Here is an 18,217-nt window from a genome sequence, read left to right as displayed (position 1 = left end):
CGAGCTATATGGCTTGGTATTATGGTTTTATCGAGGTATTGTTGGTATAAGAGAGAACTTAAGTGAAATTACTACACCGTTTCTTTAGCAGTGAGGCGTCCGGTGGCGTGATCCTGATTATCGCCGCCGCCGCCGCGATGGTGCTGGCTAACTCAGGGTTGACCCGCGAGCTTTATCACGCGTTTCTGGAAACGCCCGTTGAGCTGAAAGTCGGTCTGCTTGAAATTAACAAGAACATGCTGCTGTGGATCAACGATGCGCTGATGGCCGTGTTCTTCCTGCTGGTAGGGCTTGAGGTTAAGCGTGAGCTGGTGCTGGGCTCGCTTGCCAGCCGCCAGCGCGCGGCGTTCCCGGTGATTGCCGCTCTGGGGGGAATGGTTGTTCCGGCGCTGCTGTTCCTGGCATTTACCTGGCAGGACCCGGTGGCGCGCCACGGCTGGGCTATCCCGGCGGCAACCGATATCGCCTTTGCCCTCGGGGTGTTGGCCTTGCTGGGCAACCGCGTACCGGTGGCGCTGAAAATTTTCCTGATGGCGCTGGCGATCATTGATGACCTGGGCGCTATCGTGATTATCGCGCTGTTCTACACCAGCGAACTGTCGATCCTGTCGTTGAGCGTGGCGGCTGGCGCCATCGCCGTGCTGGCGTTGCTGAATATTCTCAACGTGCGCCGCATCGGAATATACGTGCTGGTGGGCATGATCCTGTGGACGGCGGTGCTGAAATCGGGGGTACACGCGACGCTTGCCGGCGTGATCGTGGGCTTCTTCGTGCCGCTTAAGCCGCAGGACGGCAAGTCGCCAGCCAAACAGCTGGAGCATGTGCTTCATCCGTGGGTCGCCTTTATGATCCTGCCGCTGTTTGCCTTTGCCAACGCGGGCGTGTCGCTGAGCGGCGTGACGCTGGACGGGCTGACGTCCGTATTACCGCTGGGGATCGTCGCGGGTCTGTTCATCGGCAAGCCGCTGGGGATTAGCCTGTTCTGCTGGCTGGCGCTGAAGCTGAAGCTGGCGTCATTGCCGCATGGCACCACCTTTAAGCAGATTATGGCGGTGGGGGTGCTCTGCGGAATCGGATTTACGATGTCGATCTTCATCTCGACGCTGGCGTTTGGCGCGCATGCGCCTGAGCTTATCGTCTGGGCAAAACTCGGCATCCTTATCGGGTCATTACTGGCCGCGGTAATCGGTTATACCTTGTTGAAGGTGAAATTGTCAGGACAGGCCGTCCAGGCATAACGGGATACCGGGAGGAGGGGAGCCTTCTCCCGAAACACACTCAGGGAGAGAAGACGCGATGTCTCATTTGAATTACAACCATCTGTACTACTTCTGGCACGTCTATAAACAGGGCTCGGTGGTGGGAGCGGCAGAGGCGCTCTACCTGACGCCACAGACGATCACCGGGCAAATCAAGGCGCTGGAAGAGCGCCTGCAGGGAAAGCTGTTTAAACGCAAAGGGCGCGGCATTGAGCCAAGCGAGCTGGGCGAACTGGTGTTCCGCTACGCGGACAAGATGTTCACCCTGAGCCAGGAGATGCTGGATATCGTTAACTATCGCAAAGAGTCAAACCTGCTCTTTGACGTGGGCGTGGCGGATGCGCTGTCAAAACGGCTGGTGAGCGGCGTGCTGGATGCCGCGGTGGTTGAAGATGAGCAAATCCATCTGCGCTGCTTTGAATCTACCCACGAAATGCTGCTGGAACAGCTGAGCCAGCACAAGCTGGACATGATTATTTCGGACTGCCCAATCGACTCCACGCAGCAGGAGGGGTTGTTCTCGGTGAAGATTGGCGAATGCGGCGTCAGCTTCTGGTGTATTAACCCGCCGCCGGAAAAACCGTTCCCGGCCTGCCTGGAAGAACGCCGCCTGCTGGTGCCGGGAAGGCGCTCGATGCTGGGCCGCAAGCTGCTGAACTGGTTTAACTCCCAGGGGCTGAACGTGGAAATTCTCGGCGAGTTTGACGACGCGGCGCTGATGAAAGCCTTTGGCGAAGCGCATAACGCCATCTTCGTTGCGCCGACGCTTTACGCGCACGATCTCTATTCAGACCCGAGGATTACCGAGATTGGCAGGGTGGATAACGTGATGGAGGAGTATCACGCTATATTTGCTGAGCGAATGATTCAGCATCCGGCGGTGCAGCGAATCTGCAACCGCGACTACTCGGCGCTGTTTACGCCACCGGCAATCTGAAGGCATAAAAAAACCCGCGTTAAGCGGGTTCTTTAAACAAGCAACAACAAGTAGCGATTAAGCCAGTTTGTTGATCTGCGCGGTCAGGTTTGCTTTATGACGCGCTGCTTTGTTTTTGTGGATCAGACCTTTAGCAGCCTGACGATCCACGATTGGTTGCATTTCGTTAAATGCGTTCTGCGCTGCAGCTTTGTCGCCAGCTTCGATTGCTGCGTATACTTTCTTGATGAAAGTACGCATCATAGAGCGACGGCTTGCGTTGTGCTTACGAGCCTTCTCAGACTGTACGGCACGTTTCTTAGCTGATTTGATATTAGCCAAGTCCAACTCCCAAATATGATCTATGTGGACAATTCAAAGGCCGAGGAATATGCCCTCTTTGCCCTCTTTTGTCAATGGATTTGTGCAAATAAGCGCCGTTAATTAGCGACGCTACGTTACGTAGTGATGGCGCAGGATTCTACCAGCTTGTCTTGCGTGAATACAGCCTTTCGGCATAAAAATCGCAGTTCCCGGGCAGATTTTTTTGCTGTGAAAGGTCAGCATGATGAAATCATTACGGCTTTCTGTTTTGCGTGAACAATCGCCGGTTAACCTTAACCGCTGTACAAGGTATACTTTGGCGATTTTCACTGTTTTGAGCCAGACATGAAGCTGATACGCGGCATACATAATCTCAGCAAAGCCCCACACGGGTGCGTGCTGACCATTGGTAATTTCGACGGCGTGCATCGTGGTCATCAGGCGCTGTTGCAGGGATTGCGTAAAGAAGGGGAGGCGCGTGGCCTGCCCGTTGTGGTGATGATTTTTGAGCCGCAGCCGCTTGAGCTGTTTGCGGGCGAAAAATCTCCCGCCCGTCTGACTCGCCTGCGCGAGAAGTTGCGCTATCTGGCCGAGTCCGGCGTGGAGTACGTTTTGTGTGTGCGTTTCGATCGCCGCTTTGCCGCGCTGACAGCACAAAATTTCGTCAGTGACCTGTTGGTGAAGCGTCTTGGCGTGCAGTTTCTTGCCGTGGGGGATGATTTCCGCTTTGGCGCTGGTCGTCAGGGCGATTTCTTGCTATTACAGAAGGCTGGTCTGGAGTACGGCTTTGACGTCACCAGCGCGATGACCTTCTGTGAAGGCGGCGTGCGCGTCAGCAGCACAGCGGTACGTCAGGCGCTGGCCGATGACGATCTGGATACGGCAGAAAACCTGCTGGGGCATCCGTTCACCATCTCTGGCCGCGTGGTCCACGGCGATGCGCTGGGCCGCACGATAGGTTTCCCGACGGCGAATATCCCGCTGCGTCGTCAGGTCTCCCCGGTTAAAGGGGTATATGCGGTGGAAGTGGCAGGGCTGGGCGATAAACCGTTTTACGGCGTCGCCAACATTGGCACGCGTCCTACCGTCGCCGGTGTGCGTCAACAGCTAGAAGTGCACCTGCTGGACGTTGTAATGGACCTCTACGGTCGCCATATAGATGTAATACTGCGTAAAAAGATACGCAACGAGCAGCGATTTGGTTCGCTGGATGAATTAAAAGCGCAAATCGCGCGAGATGAATTAACGGCCCGCGACTTTTTTGGGCTATCAAACCCGGCTTAAATGCCTACGTGATAAATACGGAACCGAGAATCTGATGAGTGACTATAAATCAACCCTGAATTTGCCGGAAACAGGGTTCCCGATGCGCGGCGATCTCGCCAAGCGCGAACCGGGAATGCTGGCGCGTTGGACCGATGATGACCTGTACGGCATCATTCGTGCAGCCAAAAAAGGCAAAAAAACCTTCATTCTGCATGATGGCCCTCCATATGCGAATGGCAGCATTCATATTGGTCACTCTGTTAACAAGATTCTCAAAGACATTATCGTGAAGTCCAAAGGCCTCACGGGCTTTGACTCGCCTTACGTTCCGGGCTGGGACTGCCACGGCCTGCCGATCGAGCTGAAAGTAGAGCAAGAGTTCGGCAAGCCGGGTGAGAAGTTCACCGCCGCCGAGTTCCGTGCGAAGTGCCGCGAATACGCAGCCACGCAGGTTGACGGTCAGCGCGCTGACTTCATCCGTCTGGGCGTGCTGGGCGACTGGTCGCACCCGTACCTGACCATGGACTTCAAAACCGAAGCCAACATCATCCGTGCGCTGGGTAAAATTATCGGCAACGGCCACCTGCACAAAGGCGCGAAGCCGGTGCACTGGTGCGTGGACTGCCGCTCTGCGCTGGCAGAAGCGGAAGTGGAGTATTACGACAAAACCTCTCCGTCCATCGACGTGGCGTTCCATGCCGTCGATCAGGATGCGGTGAAAGCCAAATTTGGCGTCTCCTCGGTAAACGGCCCGATCTCTCTGGTGATCTGGACCACTACCCCGTGGACCCTGCCAGCCAACCGCGCGATCTCCCTGTCCGGTGAGTTCGAATACGCGCTGGTTCAGGTTGAAGGTCAGGCGGTTATCCTGGCGAAAGATCTGGTTGAAAGCGTGCTGAAGCGCGCGCACATCGCCGACTACACCGTGCTCGGCACCGTGAAAGGCGACGCGCTGGAGCTGATGCGCTTCAAGCACCCGTTCCTGGACTTCGACGTTCCGGCGATCCTGGGCGACCACGTGACGCTGGATGCGGGTACCGGTGCGGTGCATACCGCCGGTGGCCACGGTCCTGACGACTACAGCATCAGCCTGAAGTACGGTCTGGAAATCGCCAACCCGGTTGGCCCGGACGGATCGTACCTGCCGGGCACCTACCCGGCGCTGGACGGTATCAACGTCTTCAAAGCGAACGACATCATCGTGGACATGCTGCGAACCAGCGGCGCGCTGCTGCACGTTGAAAAAATGCAGCACAGCTATCCGTGCTGCTGGCGCCACAAGTCGCCGATCATTTTCCGTGCGACCCCGCAGTGGTTCGTCAGCATGGATCAGAAAGGCCTGCGCGAGCAGTCTCTGAAAGAGATCAAAGGCGTGCAGTGGATCCCTGACTGGGGCCAGGCGCGTATCGAATCCATGGTGGCCAACCGTCCTGACTGGTGTATCTCACGTCAGCGTACATGGGGCGTGCCGATGTCTCTGTTCGTGCATAAAGAGACGCAGGAGCTGCACCCGAACACCCTGGAACTGATGGAAGAAGTGGCGAAGCGCGTTGAAGTTGACGGCATTCAGGCGTGGTGGGATCTCGACGCCCGCGACATCCTGGGCGCTGACGCGGACAGCTACGAGAAAGTGCCGGATACCCTGGACGTGTGGTTCGACTCCGGATCTACCCACTCCTCCGTGGTTGACGTGCGTCCGGAGTTTGCCGGTCACGCTGCCGACATGTATCTGGAAGGCTCTGACCAACACCGCGGCTGGTTCATGTCATCCCTGATGATCTCCACCGCCATGAAGGGCAAAGCGCCTTACCGCCAGGTACTGACCCACGGCTTCACCGTGGATGGCCAGGGCCGTAAGATGTCCAAGTCCATCGGTAACACCGTTTCTCCGCAGGACGTGATGAACAAGCTGGGCGCGGACATTCTGCGTCTGTGGGTAGCATCCACCGACTACACCGGCGAAATGGCGGTGTCTGACGAGATCCTGAAGCGCGCCGCCGACAGCTATCGTCGTATCCGTAACACCGCGCGCTTCCTGCTGGCGAACCTGAACGGGTTCGATCCGGTGAAAGACATGGTGAAGCCGGAAGAGATGGTCGTGCTGGACCGCTGGGCGGTAGGCTGCGCGAAAGCGGCGCAGGAAGATATCCTGAAAGCCTATGAGTCTTACGACTTCCACGAAGTGGTGCAGCGCCTGATGCGCTTCTGCTCCATCGAGATGGGCTCGTTCTACCTCGACATCATCAAAGACCGCCAGTACACCGCGAAAGCGGACAGCGTGGCGCGTCGTAGCTGCCAGACCGCGCTGTTCCACATCGCAGAAGCGCTGGTGCGCTGGATGGCGCCGATCATGTCCTTCACCGCGGATGAAATCTGGGGCTATCTGCCGGGCGACCGTGAGAAGTATGTCTTCACCGGCGAGTGGTACGAAGGCCTGTTCGATCTCTCCAGCACCGAAGCGATGAACGATGCCTTCTGGGACGAGCTGCTGAAGGTGCGCGGCGAAGTGAACAAGGTTATCGAGCAGGCGCGTGCTGACAAGAAGGTCGGCGGCTCTCTGGAAGCGGCAGTGACCCTGTACGCGGAACCTGAGCTGGCGGCCAAACTGACCGCGCTGGGCGATGAATTGCGATTTGTCCTGTTGACCTCTGGTGCGAAAGTTGCGGATTATGCCGAGGCTTCTGCTGATGCTCAGCAGAGCGAACTGCTCAAAGGACTGAAAGTCGCGCTGAGCAAGGCCGACGGTGAGAAATGCCCGCGCTGCTGGCATTACACTACCGATGTCGGTCAGGTGGCGGAACACGCAGACATCTGCGGACGCTGTGTAAGCAACGTCGCCGGTGACGGCGAAAAACGTAAGTTTGCCTGATGAGTAAATCTCTCTGTTCAACAGGACTGCGCTGGCTGTGGCTGGTTGTGGTGGTGCTGATTATCGATCTGGGCAGCAAGTTCCTGATCCTCCAGAACTTCGCTCTGGGGGAGACGGTTTCGCTGTTCCCGTCGCTTAACCTGCACTATGCGCGCAACTACGGCGCGGCGTTTAGCTTCCTTGCCGACAGCGGTGGCTGGCAGCGCTGGTTCTTTGCCGGTATTGCGCTCGGTATCTGCGTGATCCTGGCGGTGATGATGTACCGCTCGAAGGCCACGCAAAAGCTGAATAATATCGCCTACGCGCTGATCATTGGCGGCGCGCTGGGCAACCTGTTTGACCGCCTGTGGCACGGCTTTGTGGTCGATATGATCGACTTCTACGTCGGCGACTGGCACTTCGCCACCTTTAACCTGGCCGATAGCGCAATTTGCATCGGCGCGGCGTTAATCGTGCTGGAAGGCTTCTTGCCGAAACCCGCCGCGAAAGAACAGGCGTAACAAAACCAGCCGGGTGGCGCTGCGCTGACCCGGCCTACAGAATTTGTGGCCTCCCGTAGGCCCGGTAAGCGCAGCGCCACCGGGCAACAGGTGACCCAAAACAAGCGAGCAATTTGCATGTCTAAATCCGTACAGAGCAACAGCGCGGTTCTCGTTCACTTCACGCTGAAGCTGGATGACGGCTCCACGGCTGAATCCACCCGCAATAACGGCAAACCTGCCCTGTTTCGTCTTGGCGACACCTCCCTGTCTGAAGGTCTTGAGCAGCAGCTTCTTGGCCTGAAAGAGGGCGAGAAAAAAGTCTTTTCGCTGGAGCCGGATGCGGCGTTTGGCGTGCCAAGCCCGGACCTTGTGCAGTACTTCTCGCGCCGTGAGTTTATGGATGCGGGCGAACCGGAGGTTGGGGCAATAATGCTCTTTACCGCTATGGACGGCAGCGAAATGCCTGGCGTGATCCGCGAAATCAACGGCGACTCCATCACCGTCGACTTCAACCATCCGCTTGCCGGGCGTACCGTTCATTTTGATGTAGAAGTGCTGGAGATCGATCCGGCACTGGAGGCCTGAAATGCAGATCCTGTTGGCTAACCCGCGCGGCTTTTGCGCCGGTGTAGACCGCGCTATCAGCATTGTTGAAAACGCGCTGGAAATCTACGGCGCGCCGATTTACGTGCGTCACGAAGTGGTGCATAACCGCTACGTGGTGGACAGCCTGCGCGAGCGCGGCGCGATCTTTATCGAGCAAATCAGCGAAGTGCCTGACGGCGCGATCCTGATCTTCTCCGCGCACGGCGTTTCTCAGGCGGTGCGCAACGAGGCGAAAAGCCGCGATCTGACGGTGTTTGATGCCACCTGTCCACTAGTGACGAAAGTGCATATGGAAGTGGCGCGCGCCAGCCGTCGCGGTGAAGAGTCGATTCTGATCGGCCATGCGGGCCATCCTGAAGTTGAAGGCACCATGGGTCAGTACAGCAACCCGGAAGGGGGCATGTACCTGGTTGAATCGCCGGAAGATGTCTTTACGCTGGACGTAAAAAACGAAGCGCGTCTGTCGTTTATGACCCAGACGACGCTCTCCGTGGACGACACCTCCGACGTGATCGACGCCCTGCGCCAGCGCTTCCCGAAAATCGTCGGACCGCGTAAGGATGACATCTGCTACGCCACCACTAACCGTCAGGAAGCCGTGCGTGCGCTGGCCGAACAGGCGGACGTGGTGCTGGTGGTCGGCTCCAAAAACTCCTCTAACTCCAACCGCCTGGCCGAACTGGCGCAGCGTATGGGGAAAGCGGCGTTCCTGATTGACGACGCGACGGATATTCAGGAAGCGTGGGTCAAAAATGCGGCCTGCGTTGGCGTGACCGCAGGCGCTTCCGCGCCGGACATCCTGGTGCAGAACGTCATTGCCCGCCTGCAGGAGCTGGGCGGCGGCGAAGCGGTGCCGCTGGAAGGACGCGAAGAGAACATCGTCTTTGAAGTCCCGAAAGAGCTGCGCATTGATGCCCGCGAAGTAGAATAATTTTCTTATTGTCGGGAAAATGCCGGTCGCGAAAGCTTCCGGCATTTTTGTTTCTGGTTAACTGTGATTCACCATCAACATTACGCGCTTTATCCGCAGGTTAATCGTTTAATCTGCCAGAATAATGTTGCTGTTCTCCTCGGGCCGGAGACTGAAATGAATCCAGACATCTTTCTACCACCTCAGGTGGCATGGGCTACCGGCGCGCTAGCCGGCGGGCCTCTTATCCGCAAAACGACCCGTCTTGCCGATCTTCCCGGCATCTTCGCGAATAGCGAGGCGTGGACGTGCGGCGCTCCACAACAAAGCGTGTATGACGTTGACGTCCTGGGCTCCCCGGTGGGTGAGGGGGCGCTTTTCGTCGGCGTCACCCACCTGCATGCAGGGCGCGTGGGCGATGAGTTCTTTATGACGCGAGGCCACTTCCACGCGCGTCGCGAACAGGGGGAAGTCTATTTTGGCCTGCGCGGCGTGGGCTTGCTGCTGCTGCAGACGGAGGCGGGCGACGCGCGTCTGGAGCAGGTGACGGCGGGCTCAGTGCATAATATTCCGCCTTTTACGGCGCATCGCTTGATTAACACCGGCAGCGAGACGCTCTCCTCCCTTGCCGTCTGGTCGAGCATCGCGGGACACGACTACGCGGCGCTGGCGGAAGGCTTCGTCCTGCGGGTCTTTGCCGCCGGTCAGGGTATCGAGGTGCGCCATGATTAACTACGGCCTCGACATGACCATTACCCACCAGCCGCTCGGTTTTAGCTACGGAGAAGACGTTACCGGGCCGATGCCGGAGATCAGAACGCTGGATCAGATCCGTCCGTCGCTGCGCAACCCGGATTGCGAAGGGCCGGAGCAGGTGTACGCCATTGCAATGGACGTGGCGCGCCTGTCGGACAGGCAAGAGCTTGAAAAGCGGATGCTGCTCTTTGGCGTGGTGACCTACGCCGCCGGAAAGTTGGGCGATGAGCCGGTCCGCAGCCAGGGCCATGTTCACCGCATCAGCCAGCACAGCGGATGGTCGCCGCCTGAGCTGTATGAAATCTGGCAGGGTAAAGCGATTATCTACATGCAGGAGTATGTCGACGACGATCCGGGACGCTGTTTTGCGGTGCTCGCGGGGCCGGGTGAGAAAGTGCTGGTTCCTCCGGGATGGGGGCACGCGACGATTTCCGCCTCGCCCAGCGAGCCGCTGACCTTTGGCGCGTGGTGCGATCGGGAATACGGCTTCGAGTATGACGCCGTTCGCGCGCGAAAAGGTCTGGCCTGGTATCCCTTAGTTCAGGGCGATCATATTGTCTGGCAGCACAACAGTCACTACAGGCCGGGGCGATTGCAGATGATCACGCCGAGGAGCTATCCGGAGTTCGGCATTACCGATGCGCCTGTTTATCAGCAGTTCATCGACGATCCGGCGCGGTTCCAGTTTATCTCACGTCCGGATAAAACGGCGGAGCTGTGGGTTAACTTCCATCCATAAAAAAACCGGGGCATTGCCCCGGTTCTCTTATCCGGCAAACAACCCGGACGCTACGCCAAGCGCGGCGAGTATGAGCAGCAACACCATCGCTTTTACCGGCGATACGCCGCGTTTTGCCATCAGATACCATGTCCCCAGCACCACGGCCAGCGGAAGCAGCTGTGGGAAAATACCGTCCAGCATCTGCTGCACGTGAATGTTAACCCCATCGCGGGTGATGAACTCCAGCCCGGTTCCCAGCTTCACGTAGCTGGCCGCCACGCCGCCCATGACGAAAACCCCCAGCAGAGAAAGCGCTTCCCGCAGCCGGGTGGATTTGCTGCTGACGAGCATCTCAACGGAGCCTGAGCCCATCTGGTAGCCTTTAAGGAACAGGAACCAGGAGCCGGGGAGAATAATGGCGAGCCACGCGACGGTATAAAACAGCGGGCCGAGGATATTTCCGCCAGCCGCCAGCGCCATCCCAATGCTGAGGAGGATCGGGATCAGCATGCCGGGGATCATCGAATCGCCGATCCCGGCGATCGGCCCCATCAGGCCCACCTTCAGGGTGTTTATGGTTTCCCCATCAATTGGCTCGCCGTTGGCTTTCTTCTCTTCCAGCCCCAGCGCCATACCGTTAACAATCGCGCCAATCTGTGGCTCGGTGTTGTAGAACGACGCGTGGCGGCGCAGCATCTCGGTGCGCTGAGCCGCGTCGGGATAGAGCTTTTTTGCCACCGGCAGCATGCTCAGGCAAAAGCCGAAGGATTCCAGACGCTCAAAGCTCATTGAGGAGAGGTTGTGCATCATCCACGCCCGCCAGCAGCGGCGCAGATCCTTGCGGGTGAGTTTACGTTCTTCCATCAGAATTCATCCTCGTCGTCGGGTACGGGTGCTGAAGTCACGGCCTGCGGTGCTTCGGGTTTATAGTTGTAATGGATCAGCGCCAGCAGGGCGCCCACGATCACCAGCGCAACCATATTGAGCTTCAGGAAAACGATGCAGACGAAGCCCACCAGAAAGTAGATGAGCATGGTATAGCTTTTGATGATCTGCTTAAGCAGAATGGCAATACCGACGGCGGGCAAAATGCCGCCCAGCACGTTCATGGTGGACAGCACGACGTGCGGCAGGCTGTCCATAAAGCCGCTGATGTACTGCGCGCCAAAAAAGACGGCGATAAAGGTAGGCACAAAGCGCAGCACGAAGTTCATCGCCTGCGGCCAGATGGCGCTGTTGAGGTAGATCCCGCGCTCGTCGCCGTTCTCCAGGGCCACATCCGCCCGATGGTTCCAGAACGAGTTCAGCACCATCATGGCATTGAAGAGAATCGTTCCGGCGATACCGATGGTTGCCGCCAGCGCGACGGCAACCTCCGGTCCTTTGCCGGAAAGTATCCCCAGCGCAATGGCCGGATACGCCACGAAGTTTAAATCTGCGGGCATCGAGCCGCCGGGGGTGACCATCGCGATATAGACCGCCTGCACCGCCACGCCAATCATGATCCCGGTCTTTATATCGCCCAGGATCAGGCCAACCAGCATCCCGGAAATAAGCGGTCGGGAGAGGAGATACCAGCCGCCGGTCAGCCCTAAAAGCCACGGGCTGCTGAGCGCGCCCAGATAACACAGCAGGCCAATTAAAGACGCTTCGATAATCATTGTCTGCTCCTTATTTCAGCTTTTGTCTGGCGTCCTGCCAGGTGTAAAAACTGGCATCGGGCACCAGGCGGAATTCGATCGCGTGTCCGTGTTCGCTCAGCCAGTCGAATGCCGCCGCTTCATCCTGGGTGACCGACTGATTCGGGCCGATAGTGGTGGTGTTGGCGCGAGCGCTCATCGGCCCCACGTTGATTTTGCCGTTGCTGTTTTTCAGGCTAATGCCGGCCTGTTCAATGCGCTGCAGCGTGATCGGAGATTTGCCGATCACAAAATAACGCTTCTCGCTGGCGATCACTTTTGGCAGTTTTTCGATCGCGGTGGCCGTATCGAACAGCCACACTTTGGTATCTGAGACGGCCCCCTTCATGACCGATGACAGCAGCGGGTCGGCCGCGACGGCATCGTCAATGGCTACGATGCCGTCGCAGGGCAGCTCCTTGGCCCAGCGTGTGATGAGCTGCCCGTGGATCACGCGGTCGTCGATGCGAACAAAAGAAATACTCATATGCGGCTCCTTAAAAGTCGTCTGTCTGTGCAGAATCTACCGGCTTCGCCTGTACCAGCGTCGGCAGAGTGAGTTCGATAATGTGCGCGGCAGCATGATGAACATCCCGTGCCGCCATCACCTCGTCGGTTTGCAGCAGCATCGGGAAGTTGACCCCCGCCACCACCGCGACCGGCGGCTGCGTGCGCGGATTAAACGCGGCCTCACAGGCCACGTTCCACGGCGTGCCGCTTTGCATATCGCACAGCACCAGCACGCCGTCGGCGTTAACGCCTGCCGCGTCCAGCGCGGCGCTGAAGTCGCGGCGGAAGCCCTCAATTCCCGCCTGTTCCGTCAGGCACACGGCGTGAACGCCGGGCAGATCGCCGTACACCATCCGGCCGCTTTCCAGCAGCGCGGCGGCTAATGGGCCGTGGGTGGCAACAAGAAAATGAATCATCGCTAGCTCCTTACCCAGGCTTTGATGGTCGCCAGCGCCTGCCCGGAAGCGTTGGCTGACGGTGAAATGCGGTATTCCCCCACGGATGCCGGAATGATGAAGGTTTCGGCGTAATGGACGATAAACGGCTCAAACGCTCCGGTTGGGCTATCGACAATCGCTTCGCTGCCCTCCACCAGATTCAATACGTTCACGCCGCCTCCGGTATGGTGCATAACGGGTTCGCTAAACCAGTGGCGGCGAGTTTCGATAAATTCACGCTCGTGCAGGCCGGTGCGTTCTTCGCGCCAGCAGTTGCCTTCCGCGATCGGTTCAAACTGATTCACCAGATGCTGATGCACCCATTGGGTATCGCGCTGCCAGTCAATCACCTTTTCGCCGTGCTCCAGATGGACCGGACGCGGCAGGCCGTCCAGGCCCAGACGGCCCCAGTCCCACAGCTTGAAGGTGAAGATATACGGCGTGGCGCTGATCTCCAGCACCATGGTTCCCGCGCCGGAGCAGTGCACCGTACCGGCGGGGATCAGGAAATGGTCGTGCTTTTTCGCCGGGATCTGATTCACGAAGCGGGCATCATCAAACGCTTTTTCACCCCGCCCCGCGCGCCGGAGATCGTCCATCATGACCTGAGGCTCGGTGCCGGTTTTGGTGCCCAGATAGACCACGGCATCCGGCTCGGCTTCCAGAATGTAATAGCTCTCATCCTGGGTGTAGTGCATTCCAAACTGCTGCTGGATGTATTCCGTAACCGGATGGACCTGGAAGCTCAGATTTTGCCCACCAATGGTATCGAGGAAATCAAAGCGGATCGGGAACTCTGCGCCGAAACGCGCGTGAACTTTCTCGCCCAGCAGAGCGCGAGGTTCAAGCAGGACCAGATCCTGAGAGGGGATCTCGATCCGCACTGCGCCAAAACGCAGTAACAGGCTGTTCTCCTCGGGCACGCAGTCGAAACACCATGCGTAGTTGGGTGCAGAGGGATCGAGATCGAATTGCTGTTTCATCCACTGGCCGCCCCAGACGCCGGGATCGAAAAAGGGCACCACGCGGAAAGGCCGCGTTGTCGTCTGCTCAAGCCCCGCCCGCAGGGCTTCACCGCTGACCATCGCCGGCTGGTCCGCTCGGGTGGTATCCAGTAAAAAATCGGCGCGCCTGAGCAGCGGCGTTTTGTGGCGATCGAAGACGCGCCATTCGACAAAAAAGGCGCGCTTGTAGCGGCGGAGCATGTCTTTCTGCTGATTCTCTGCGCCCCAGTTTCCCATCTCGCCGCTGCGCATGCGCTGCTGGATCTCCCAGCGCGGCAGATCGGCATACGCCAGCACATCACCGGGGTGGACAAGCGCCGCGCCGGGACCGTAAATCACAATCAGCCCCTCAGGGCACTGATGCACCTGATTCCGCAGGGCCTCTAAGCGCGCGGAATCGAAAAATTCACCGAGCTGGTGGCAGGAGAGTACGCCAAAGACGCGGTCGTCGGTGAGGTTGCGCGCCAGCATCTCATGAATGGCGCGCTCATCCTGTCGCGCCTGCTCAACGTTGATCGTCAGCGCCGGGCGTAACCGCGGCAGCACGTTCTCTTCAAGTTCGGTCATGCGCACGCCGGGATAGCAATCAATCACCAGGACAGTGCTGCCGCGCTGCTGGGTTTTTGCAGCAAGGATGCGGGTAATCGCCTCCCATCCCTGCCATGCGCTGTCGTCAAAGCCTTGAATCGTCACCGTGGGGAATTTGTCGTAAGTGGTCATTGTATCCTCCGTAATCGTTATTTAAGGTTATTCGATTAACCGAATTTGAGAAGAGTGGTTAACGCGATTAACCCGCCATAAATGGCAATCAAATCTGGATCGGCGGCGGTAGTGTGAAGAGTCTCACAGGGAAAAATGCAAAAAATAGATTATTCGATTAATCTGTAGGGGTGACTAAGGAGGCAATATGACGGGAATTACTCTGGCCGATGTCGCGAAACGCGCCGGCGTGTCAACGGCGACGGTCTCTATGGTGCTTTGCAACAAAGGCCGTATTTCGCAAAGCACGCGTGAACGCGTGCTCAGGGCGCTGGACGAGTCGGGCTATGTCTACAACCAGACGGCGGCCAATTTGCGCAATCGCAGCAGTAACCAGGTCGGGCTGCTTTTACACGATATCACCAACCCGTTTTACGGTGAGATGACGGCGGGGCTCAGCCATGAAATGGAGCGCCATGAGCTGCTGCTTTTTCTGGCAAACAGCGAGGAATCCGCAGAGCGGCAGCAAAAATTCGTCGATTCGCTGATGCGCAATAACGTCGGCGGCATGGTGCTGTGCGCGGCCCGCGAAACGCCACAGGCCTTTTTTGACGGGCTGAAGCGGCGCAACATTCCCGCTATCATGGTCGTGCGCCCGCTGAACGATCCGGATTTTGATTTTGTCGGAACGGACAATTTCCTGGGCACGCAGATGGCGACCGAGCATCTGCTCAGAATGGGGCACCGGCACATTGCGTTCATCGGAGGAAGCCAAAACTCGGGCTCGCGGGCGCAGCGTATCGGCGGCTTTACCAGCAAGCTGCTGGAGTACGGCGTCACGCCGAATCCTGCCTGGATCAGAACCTCGCAGGCCAGCCAAAGCGACGGCGCGCGCGTGGCGGAGGCGCTGCTCCTTGAGCATCCGGAGATCGGCGCGGCGATTTGCTATCAGGATATTGTGGCGCTGGGGGTGATGCAAAGCCTTCGCAAACTGGACCGCGAGCCGGGGCGTGATTTTGCGCTGGTCGGCTTTGACGACATTACCGAAGCGGCGCTGGTGCAGCCCGCGTTAACCACCGTATCGGTGGCGGCAAAAGAGATTGGCCGCAAAGCCGGGGAGTTACTGTTCAGCCGCATACAGGGCAACGACGAACCCCCTAAACGGATCATCCTGCCGCCAGCGCTGGTGGTGCGGGAATCATGCGGTTTTCGCTGACGATCATGTCTTTAACTGATATCTCTCCCTGTTTATCATTAAATTCTAATTATCGGCGTTTTCAGTGGCAGCCGCAGCGAAGGCTGGTTAATCTGAAAACGGTTTACATCATTTTAACGTAAGAGAATAACTATGCATGATGCACAGATCCGCGTCGCCATTGCGGGCGCGGGTGGACGTATGGGCCGTCAGCTGATTCAGGCGGCGCTACAGATGGATGGCGTGGCGCTCGGCGCGGCGCTGGAGCGCGAAGGCTCGTCGCTTCTGGGTACCGATGCGGGTGAGCTGGCGGGCGCAGGCCAGACGGGCGTAACCGTGCAAAGCAGCCTGGACGCGGTAAAAGAGGATTTTGACGTATTCATTGATTTTACGCGCCCGGAAGGCACGCTGAATCACCTGGCCTTTTGCCGTCAGCACGGCAAAGGGATGGTCATCGGCACCACCGGTTTCGATGATGCCGGTAAACAGGCCATTCAGGATGCGTCCGGTGAGATTGCCATCGTCTTCGCGGCAAACTTTAGCGTGGGCGTTAACGTGATGCTGAAGCTGCTTGAGAAGGCGGCGAAAGTCATGGGCGACTATACCGACATTGAGATCGTTGAAGCGCACCATCGCTATAAAGTTGACGCGCCCTCCGGCACCGCGCTGGCGATGGGCGAAGCGATTGCTTATGCAATGGATAAAGATTTAAAAGACATTGCGGTCTATTCCCGCGAAGGCCACACCGGCGAGCGCGTCCCGGGCACCATTGGTTTTGCTACCGTTCGTGCAGGTGACATCGTCGGCGAACATACCGCGATGTTCGCCGATATTGGCGAACGCGTAGAGATCACGCATAAAGCGTCCAGCCGCATGACCTTCGCAAACGGTGCAGTACGTTCCGCGCTGTGGCTTAAAGACAAGCGTAATGGTCTTTTTGATATGCGAGACGTACTCGATCTTAACAATCTGTAAGATTTATTAGCCATCGTGATGTGGTTATTGCAGTCGTAATGTATTGATTGCATAGGGCAATATTTTATTGCCCTTTTATTTTTTCCTCTTCACTTCAAAAATCGTAAATAAGGCCTAAAACTGCATTTCTTTCTCGGGTTTTGTGTTGCGGTAATGTAAATTTTGACCATCTGGTCTATTTTTTAGTGTTCTCACACCTGGATTTTCACTAAACTTGTCGCGCAAGCGGTTTCTATAGTGATTTACCTGATCTTTTTGCCGCTTAACCACCATTCAGGCCGTCAGGCTCGCAAAAGAATAAACAAAATATCCGGTTTGAGTTGACTTTTACCCACCAAATCCCCAGAATGCCGCCGTTTGCCAAAAATCCGCTGGCAACACATTTGCATTGATTCATGACGTGGTTATGAATTAATATGCAAATAAAGTGAGTGAATATTCTCTGGAGGGTGTTTTGATTAAGTCAGCGCTATTGGTTCTGGAAGACGGAACCCAGTTTATCGGTCGGGCCATAGGGGCAACGGGTTCGGCGGTTGGGGAAGTCGTTTTCAATACTTCAATGACCGGTTATCAAGAAATCCTCACTGATCCTTCCTATTCTCGCCAAATCGTTACTCTTACCTATCCTCATATCGGCAATGTCGGCACCAATGCGGCTGACGAAGAATCCTCTCAGGTACATGCGCAAGGCCTGGTCATTCGCGACCTGCCGCTGATTGCCAGCAACTTCCGCAATACCGAAGACCTCTCTTCCTACCTGAAGCGCCATAACATCGTGGCGATTGCCGATATCGATACCCGTAAGCTGACGCGCCTGCTGCGCGAGAAGGGTGCACAAAACGGCTGCATCATCGCGGGTGATAACCTGGATGCGGCCCTGGCGCTGGAAAAAGCGAAAGCTTTCCCGGGCCTGAACGGCATGGACCTGGCGAAAGAAGTGACCACCGCGGAAGCCTACGGCTGGACGCAGGGGAGCTGGACGCTGGAAGGCGACCTGCCGGAAGCGAAAAAAGAGAGCGAGCTGCCGTTCCACGTGGTGGCCTACGATTTTGGTGCCAAGCGCAACATCCTGCGCATGCTGGTTGACCGTGGCTGCCGCCTGACGGTCGTCCCGGCACAAACGTCTGCGGAAGATGTTCTGAAGATGAACCCGGACGGCATCTTCCTCTCTAACGGCCCGGGCGACCCGGCGCCGTGCGACTACGCTATCGCCGCCATTAAATCCTTCCTGGAAACCGACATTCCGGTATTCGGCATCTGCCTCGGCCATCAGCTTCTGGCGCTGGCGAGCGGTGCGAACACCATTAAGATGAAGTTTGGTCACCACGGTGGTAACCACCCGGTGAAAGACATCGATAACAACACGGTGATGATCACCGCGCAGAACCACGGTTTTGCCGTGGACGAAGCGTCCATGCCGGCTAACCTGCGCGTGACGCACAAGTCGCTGTTCGACGGCACCCTGCAGGGCATCCATCGCACCGACAAGCCAGCGTTCAGCTTCCAGGGGCACCCTGAAGCCAGCCCTGGCCCGCACGATGCCGCACCGCTGTTCGATCACTTCATCGAACTTATCGAGCAATACCGTAAGACCGCTAAATAATCAGGA

Annotated in this window: 18 protein-coding genes and 1 pseudogene; 13 read left to right on the top strand and 6 right to left on the bottom strand. The window is 57.5% G+C overall.

Annotated elements, in window-relative coordinates:
• Nucleotides 1-62: 62 nt before the first annotated feature.
• A complete protein-coding gene (nhaA, locus tag E0L20_RS11015; RefSeq protein WP_131634001.1) occupies nucleotides 63-1,238 on the top strand; it encodes a Na+/H+ antiporter NhaA in 1,176 nt (391 codons plus the stop codon).
• 58 nt (nucleotides 1,239-1,296) lie between these two features.
• Nucleotides 1,297-2,196, top strand: a complete 900-nt coding sequence (nhaR, locus tag E0L20_RS11010; RefSeq protein WP_131634000.1) for a transcriptional activator NhaR — start codon at nucleotides 1,297-1,299, stop codon at nucleotides 2,194-2,196.
• Nucleotides 2,197-2,253: 57 nt separating this feature from the next.
• Here the strand turns inward: nhaR and rpsT are convergent, their stop codons facing one another.
• Nucleotides 2,254-2,517: a 30S ribosomal protein S20 gene (gene rpsT / locus E0L20_RS11005; protein WP_003856458.1), complete on the bottom strand. Its 264-nt coding sequence runs from the start codon at nucleotides 2,515-2,517 to the stop codon at nucleotides 2,254-2,256.
• A 101-nt stretch (nucleotides 2,518-2,618) separates the two neighbouring features.
• Between rpsT and E0L20_RS24060 the strand changes: the two are divergent.
• From E0L20_RS24060 to E0L20_RS10965, 8 genes and pseudogenes are all read left to right on the top strand, one after another.
• A pseudogene (locus tag E0L20_RS24060) lies at nucleotides 2,619-2,837 on the top strand (DUF2575 domain-containing protein).
• A gap of 7 nt (nucleotides 2,838-2,844) precedes the next feature.
• Nucleotides 2,845-3,783 (top strand): bifunctional riboflavin kinase/FAD synthetase, encoded by a 939-nt coding sequence (gene ribF, locus E0L20_RS10995; RefSeq protein ID WP_131633999.1) that lies wholly within the window; start codon nucleotides 2,845-2,847, stop codon nucleotides 3,781-3,783.
• Between the two features lie 34 nt (nucleotides 3,784-3,817).
• A complete protein-coding gene (gene ileS / locus E0L20_RS10990) occupies nucleotides 3,818-6,634 on the top strand; it encodes an isoleucine--tRNA ligase (protein ID WP_131633998.1) in 2,817 nt (938 codons plus the stop codon).
• Nucleotides 6,634-7,134 (top strand): signal peptidase II, encoded by a 501-nt coding sequence (gene lspA, locus E0L20_RS10985; protein ID WP_131633997.1) that lies wholly within the window; start codon nucleotides 6,634-6,636, stop codon nucleotides 7,132-7,134. The genes ileS and lspA overlap by 1 nt, the downstream gene beginning before the upstream one ends.
• A gap of 117 nt (nucleotides 7,135-7,251) precedes the next feature.
• Nucleotides 7,252-7,701, top strand: a complete 450-nt coding sequence (gene fkpB / locus E0L20_RS10980) for an FKBP-type peptidyl-prolyl cis-trans isomerase (RefSeq protein WP_131633996.1) — start codon at nucleotides 7,252-7,254, stop codon at nucleotides 7,699-7,701.
• A 1-nt stretch (nucleotide 7,702) separates the two neighbouring features.
• On the top strand, nucleotides 7,703-8,653 hold the full coding sequence (ispH, locus tag E0L20_RS10975) for a 4-hydroxy-3-methylbut-2-enyl diphosphate reductase (RefSeq protein WP_017383814.1): 951 nt from the start codon (nucleotides 7,703-7,705) through the stop codon (nucleotides 8,651-8,653).
• Between the two features lie 156 nt (nucleotides 8,654-8,809).
• On the top strand, nucleotides 8,810-9,364 hold the full coding sequence (locus E0L20_RS10970) for a glucose-6-phosphate isomerase family protein (protein WP_131633995.1): 555 nt from the start codon (nucleotides 8,810-8,812) through the stop codon (nucleotides 9,362-9,364).
• On the top strand, nucleotides 9,357-10,127 hold the full coding sequence (locus tag E0L20_RS10965) for a glucose-6-phosphate isomerase family protein (protein ID WP_131633994.1): 771 nt from the start codon (nucleotides 9,357-9,359) through the stop codon (nucleotides 10,125-10,127). Before E0L20_RS10970 ends, E0L20_RS10965 begins: the two co-directional genes overlap by 8 nt.
• Nucleotides 10,128-10,154: 27 nt before the next feature.
• Here E0L20_RS10965 and E0L20_RS10960 read toward each other — a convergent pair whose 3' ends face one another.
• Genes E0L20_RS10960 through E0L20_RS10940 form a run of 5 tightly spaced genes read right to left on the bottom strand, consistent with a single transcriptional unit; the run spans nucleotide 10,155 to nucleotide 14,459 of the window.
• Nucleotides 10,155-10,973 (bottom strand): PTS system mannose/fructose/sorbose family transporter subunit IID, encoded by an 819-nt coding sequence (locus E0L20_RS10960; protein WP_131633993.1) that lies wholly within the window; start codon nucleotides 10,971-10,973, stop codon nucleotides 10,155-10,157.
• Nucleotides 10,973-11,770, bottom strand: a complete 798-nt coding sequence (locus E0L20_RS10955) for a PTS mannose/fructose/sorbose/N-acetylgalactosamine transporter subunit IIC (protein ID WP_131633992.1) — start codon at nucleotides 11,768-11,770, stop codon at nucleotides 10,973-10,975. The genes E0L20_RS10960 and E0L20_RS10955 overlap by 1 nt, the downstream gene beginning before the upstream one ends.
• A gap of 10 nt (nucleotides 11,771-11,780) precedes the next feature.
• Nucleotides 11,781-12,275 (bottom strand): PTS sugar transporter subunit IIB, encoded by a 495-nt coding sequence (locus E0L20_RS10950; RefSeq protein WP_131633991.1) that lies wholly within the window; start codon nucleotides 12,273-12,275, stop codon nucleotides 11,781-11,783.
• Nucleotides 12,276-12,285: 10 nt separating this feature from the next.
• A complete protein-coding gene (locus tag E0L20_RS10945; protein WP_131633990.1) occupies nucleotides 12,286-12,714 on the bottom strand; it encodes a PTS sugar transporter subunit IIA in 429 nt (142 codons plus the stop codon).
• 2 nt (nucleotides 12,715-12,716) lie between these two features.
• Nucleotides 12,717-14,459, bottom strand: coding sequence for a class I mannose-6-phosphate isomerase (locus tag E0L20_RS10940; protein ID WP_131633989.1), 1,743 nt, complete (start codon nucleotides 14,457-14,459; stop codon nucleotides 12,717-12,719).
• Nucleotides 14,460-14,646: 187 nt separating this feature from the next.
• Here E0L20_RS10940 and E0L20_RS10935 point away from each other — a divergent pair, with 187 nt between their 5' ends.
• From E0L20_RS10935 to carA, 3 genes are all read left to right on the top strand, one after another.
• Nucleotides 14,647-15,654 (top strand): LacI family DNA-binding transcriptional regulator, encoded by a 1,008-nt coding sequence (locus tag E0L20_RS10935; RefSeq protein WP_131633988.1) that lies wholly within the window; start codon nucleotides 14,647-14,649, stop codon nucleotides 15,652-15,654.
• A 132-nt stretch (nucleotides 15,655-15,786) separates the two neighbouring features.
• Nucleotides 15,787-16,608 (top strand): 4-hydroxy-tetrahydrodipicolinate reductase, encoded by an 822-nt coding sequence (gene dapB / locus E0L20_RS10930; protein WP_131633987.1) that lies wholly within the window; start codon nucleotides 15,787-15,789, stop codon nucleotides 16,606-16,608.
• A 454-nt stretch (nucleotides 16,609-17,062) separates the two neighbouring features.
• Nucleotides 17,063-18,211 carry a glutamine-hydrolyzing carbamoyl-phosphate synthase small subunit gene (gene carA, locus E0L20_RS10925; protein WP_131633986.1) on the top strand — a complete coding sequence of 383 codons (1,149 nt, stop codon included), beginning with the start codon at nucleotides 17,063-17,065 and terminating at the stop codon, nucleotides 18,209-18,211.
• Nucleotides 18,212-18,217: the final 6 nt, after the last annotated feature.

The organism is Enterobacter wuhouensis (assembly GCF_004331265.1).
In the GTDB taxonomy this organism is placed as follows: Bacteria; Pseudomonadota; Gammaproteobacteria; order Enterobacterales; family Enterobacteriaceae; genus Enterobacter; species Enterobacter wuhouensis.
This window is presented reverse-complemented; position numbering and strand designations above follow the sequence as displayed.

Bases quoted from the DNA above. Each gene is read 5' to 3' on its own strand.
- nhaR (WP_131634000.1), top strand. From the start codon at position 1,297: ATGTCTCATTTGAATTACAACCATCTGTACTACTTCTGGCACGTCTAT.
- ribF (WP_131633999.1), top strand. From the start codon at position 2,845: ATGAAGCTGATACGCGGCATACATAATCTCAGCAAAGCCCCACACGGG.
- ileS (WP_131633998.1), top strand. From the start codon at position 3,818: ATGAGTGACTATAAATCAACCCTGAATTTGCCGGAAACAGGGTTCCCG.
- lspA (WP_131633997.1), top strand. From the start codon at position 6,634: ATGAGTAAATCTCTCTGTTCAACAGGACTGCGCTGGCTGTGGCTGGTT.
- fkpB (WP_131633996.1), top strand. From the start codon at position 7,252: ATGTCTAAATCCGTACAGAGCAACAGCGCGGTTCTCGTTCACTTCACG.
- ispH (WP_017383814.1), top strand. From the start codon at position 7,703: ATGCAGATCCTGTTGGCTAACCCGCGCGGCTTTTGCGCCGGTGTAGAC.
- E0L20_RS10970 (WP_131633995.1), top strand. From the start codon at position 8,810: ATGAATCCAGACATCTTTCTACCACCTCAGGTGGCATGGGCTACCGGC.
- E0L20_RS10965 (WP_131633994.1), top strand. From the start codon at position 9,357: ATGATTAACTACGGCCTCGACATGACCATTACCCACCAGCCGCTCGGT.
- E0L20_RS10960 (WP_131633993.1), bottom strand. From the start codon at position 10,973: ATGGAAGAACGTAAACTCACCCGCAAGGATCTGCGCCGCTGCTGGCGG.
- E0L20_RS10955 (WP_131633992.1), bottom strand. From the start codon at position 11,770: ATGATTATCGAAGCGTCTTTAATTGGCCTGCTGTGTTATCTGGGCGCG.
- E0L20_RS10950 (WP_131633991.1), bottom strand. From the start codon at position 12,275: ATGAGTATTTCTTTTGTTCGCATCGACGACCGCGTGATCCACGGGCAG.
- E0L20_RS10945 (WP_131633990.1), bottom strand. From the start codon at position 12,714: ATGATTCATTTTCTTGTTGCCACCCACGGCCCATTAGCCGCCGCGCTG.
- E0L20_RS10940 (WP_131633989.1), bottom strand. From the start codon at position 14,459: ATGACCACTTACGACAAATTCCCCACGGTGACGATTCAAGGCTTTGAC.
- E0L20_RS10935 (WP_131633988.1), top strand. From the start codon at position 14,647: ATGACGGGAATTACTCTGGCCGATGTCGCGAAACGCGCCGGCGTGTCA.
- dapB (WP_131633987.1), top strand. From the start codon at position 15,787: ATGCATGATGCACAGATCCGCGTCGCCATTGCGGGCGCGGGTGGACGT.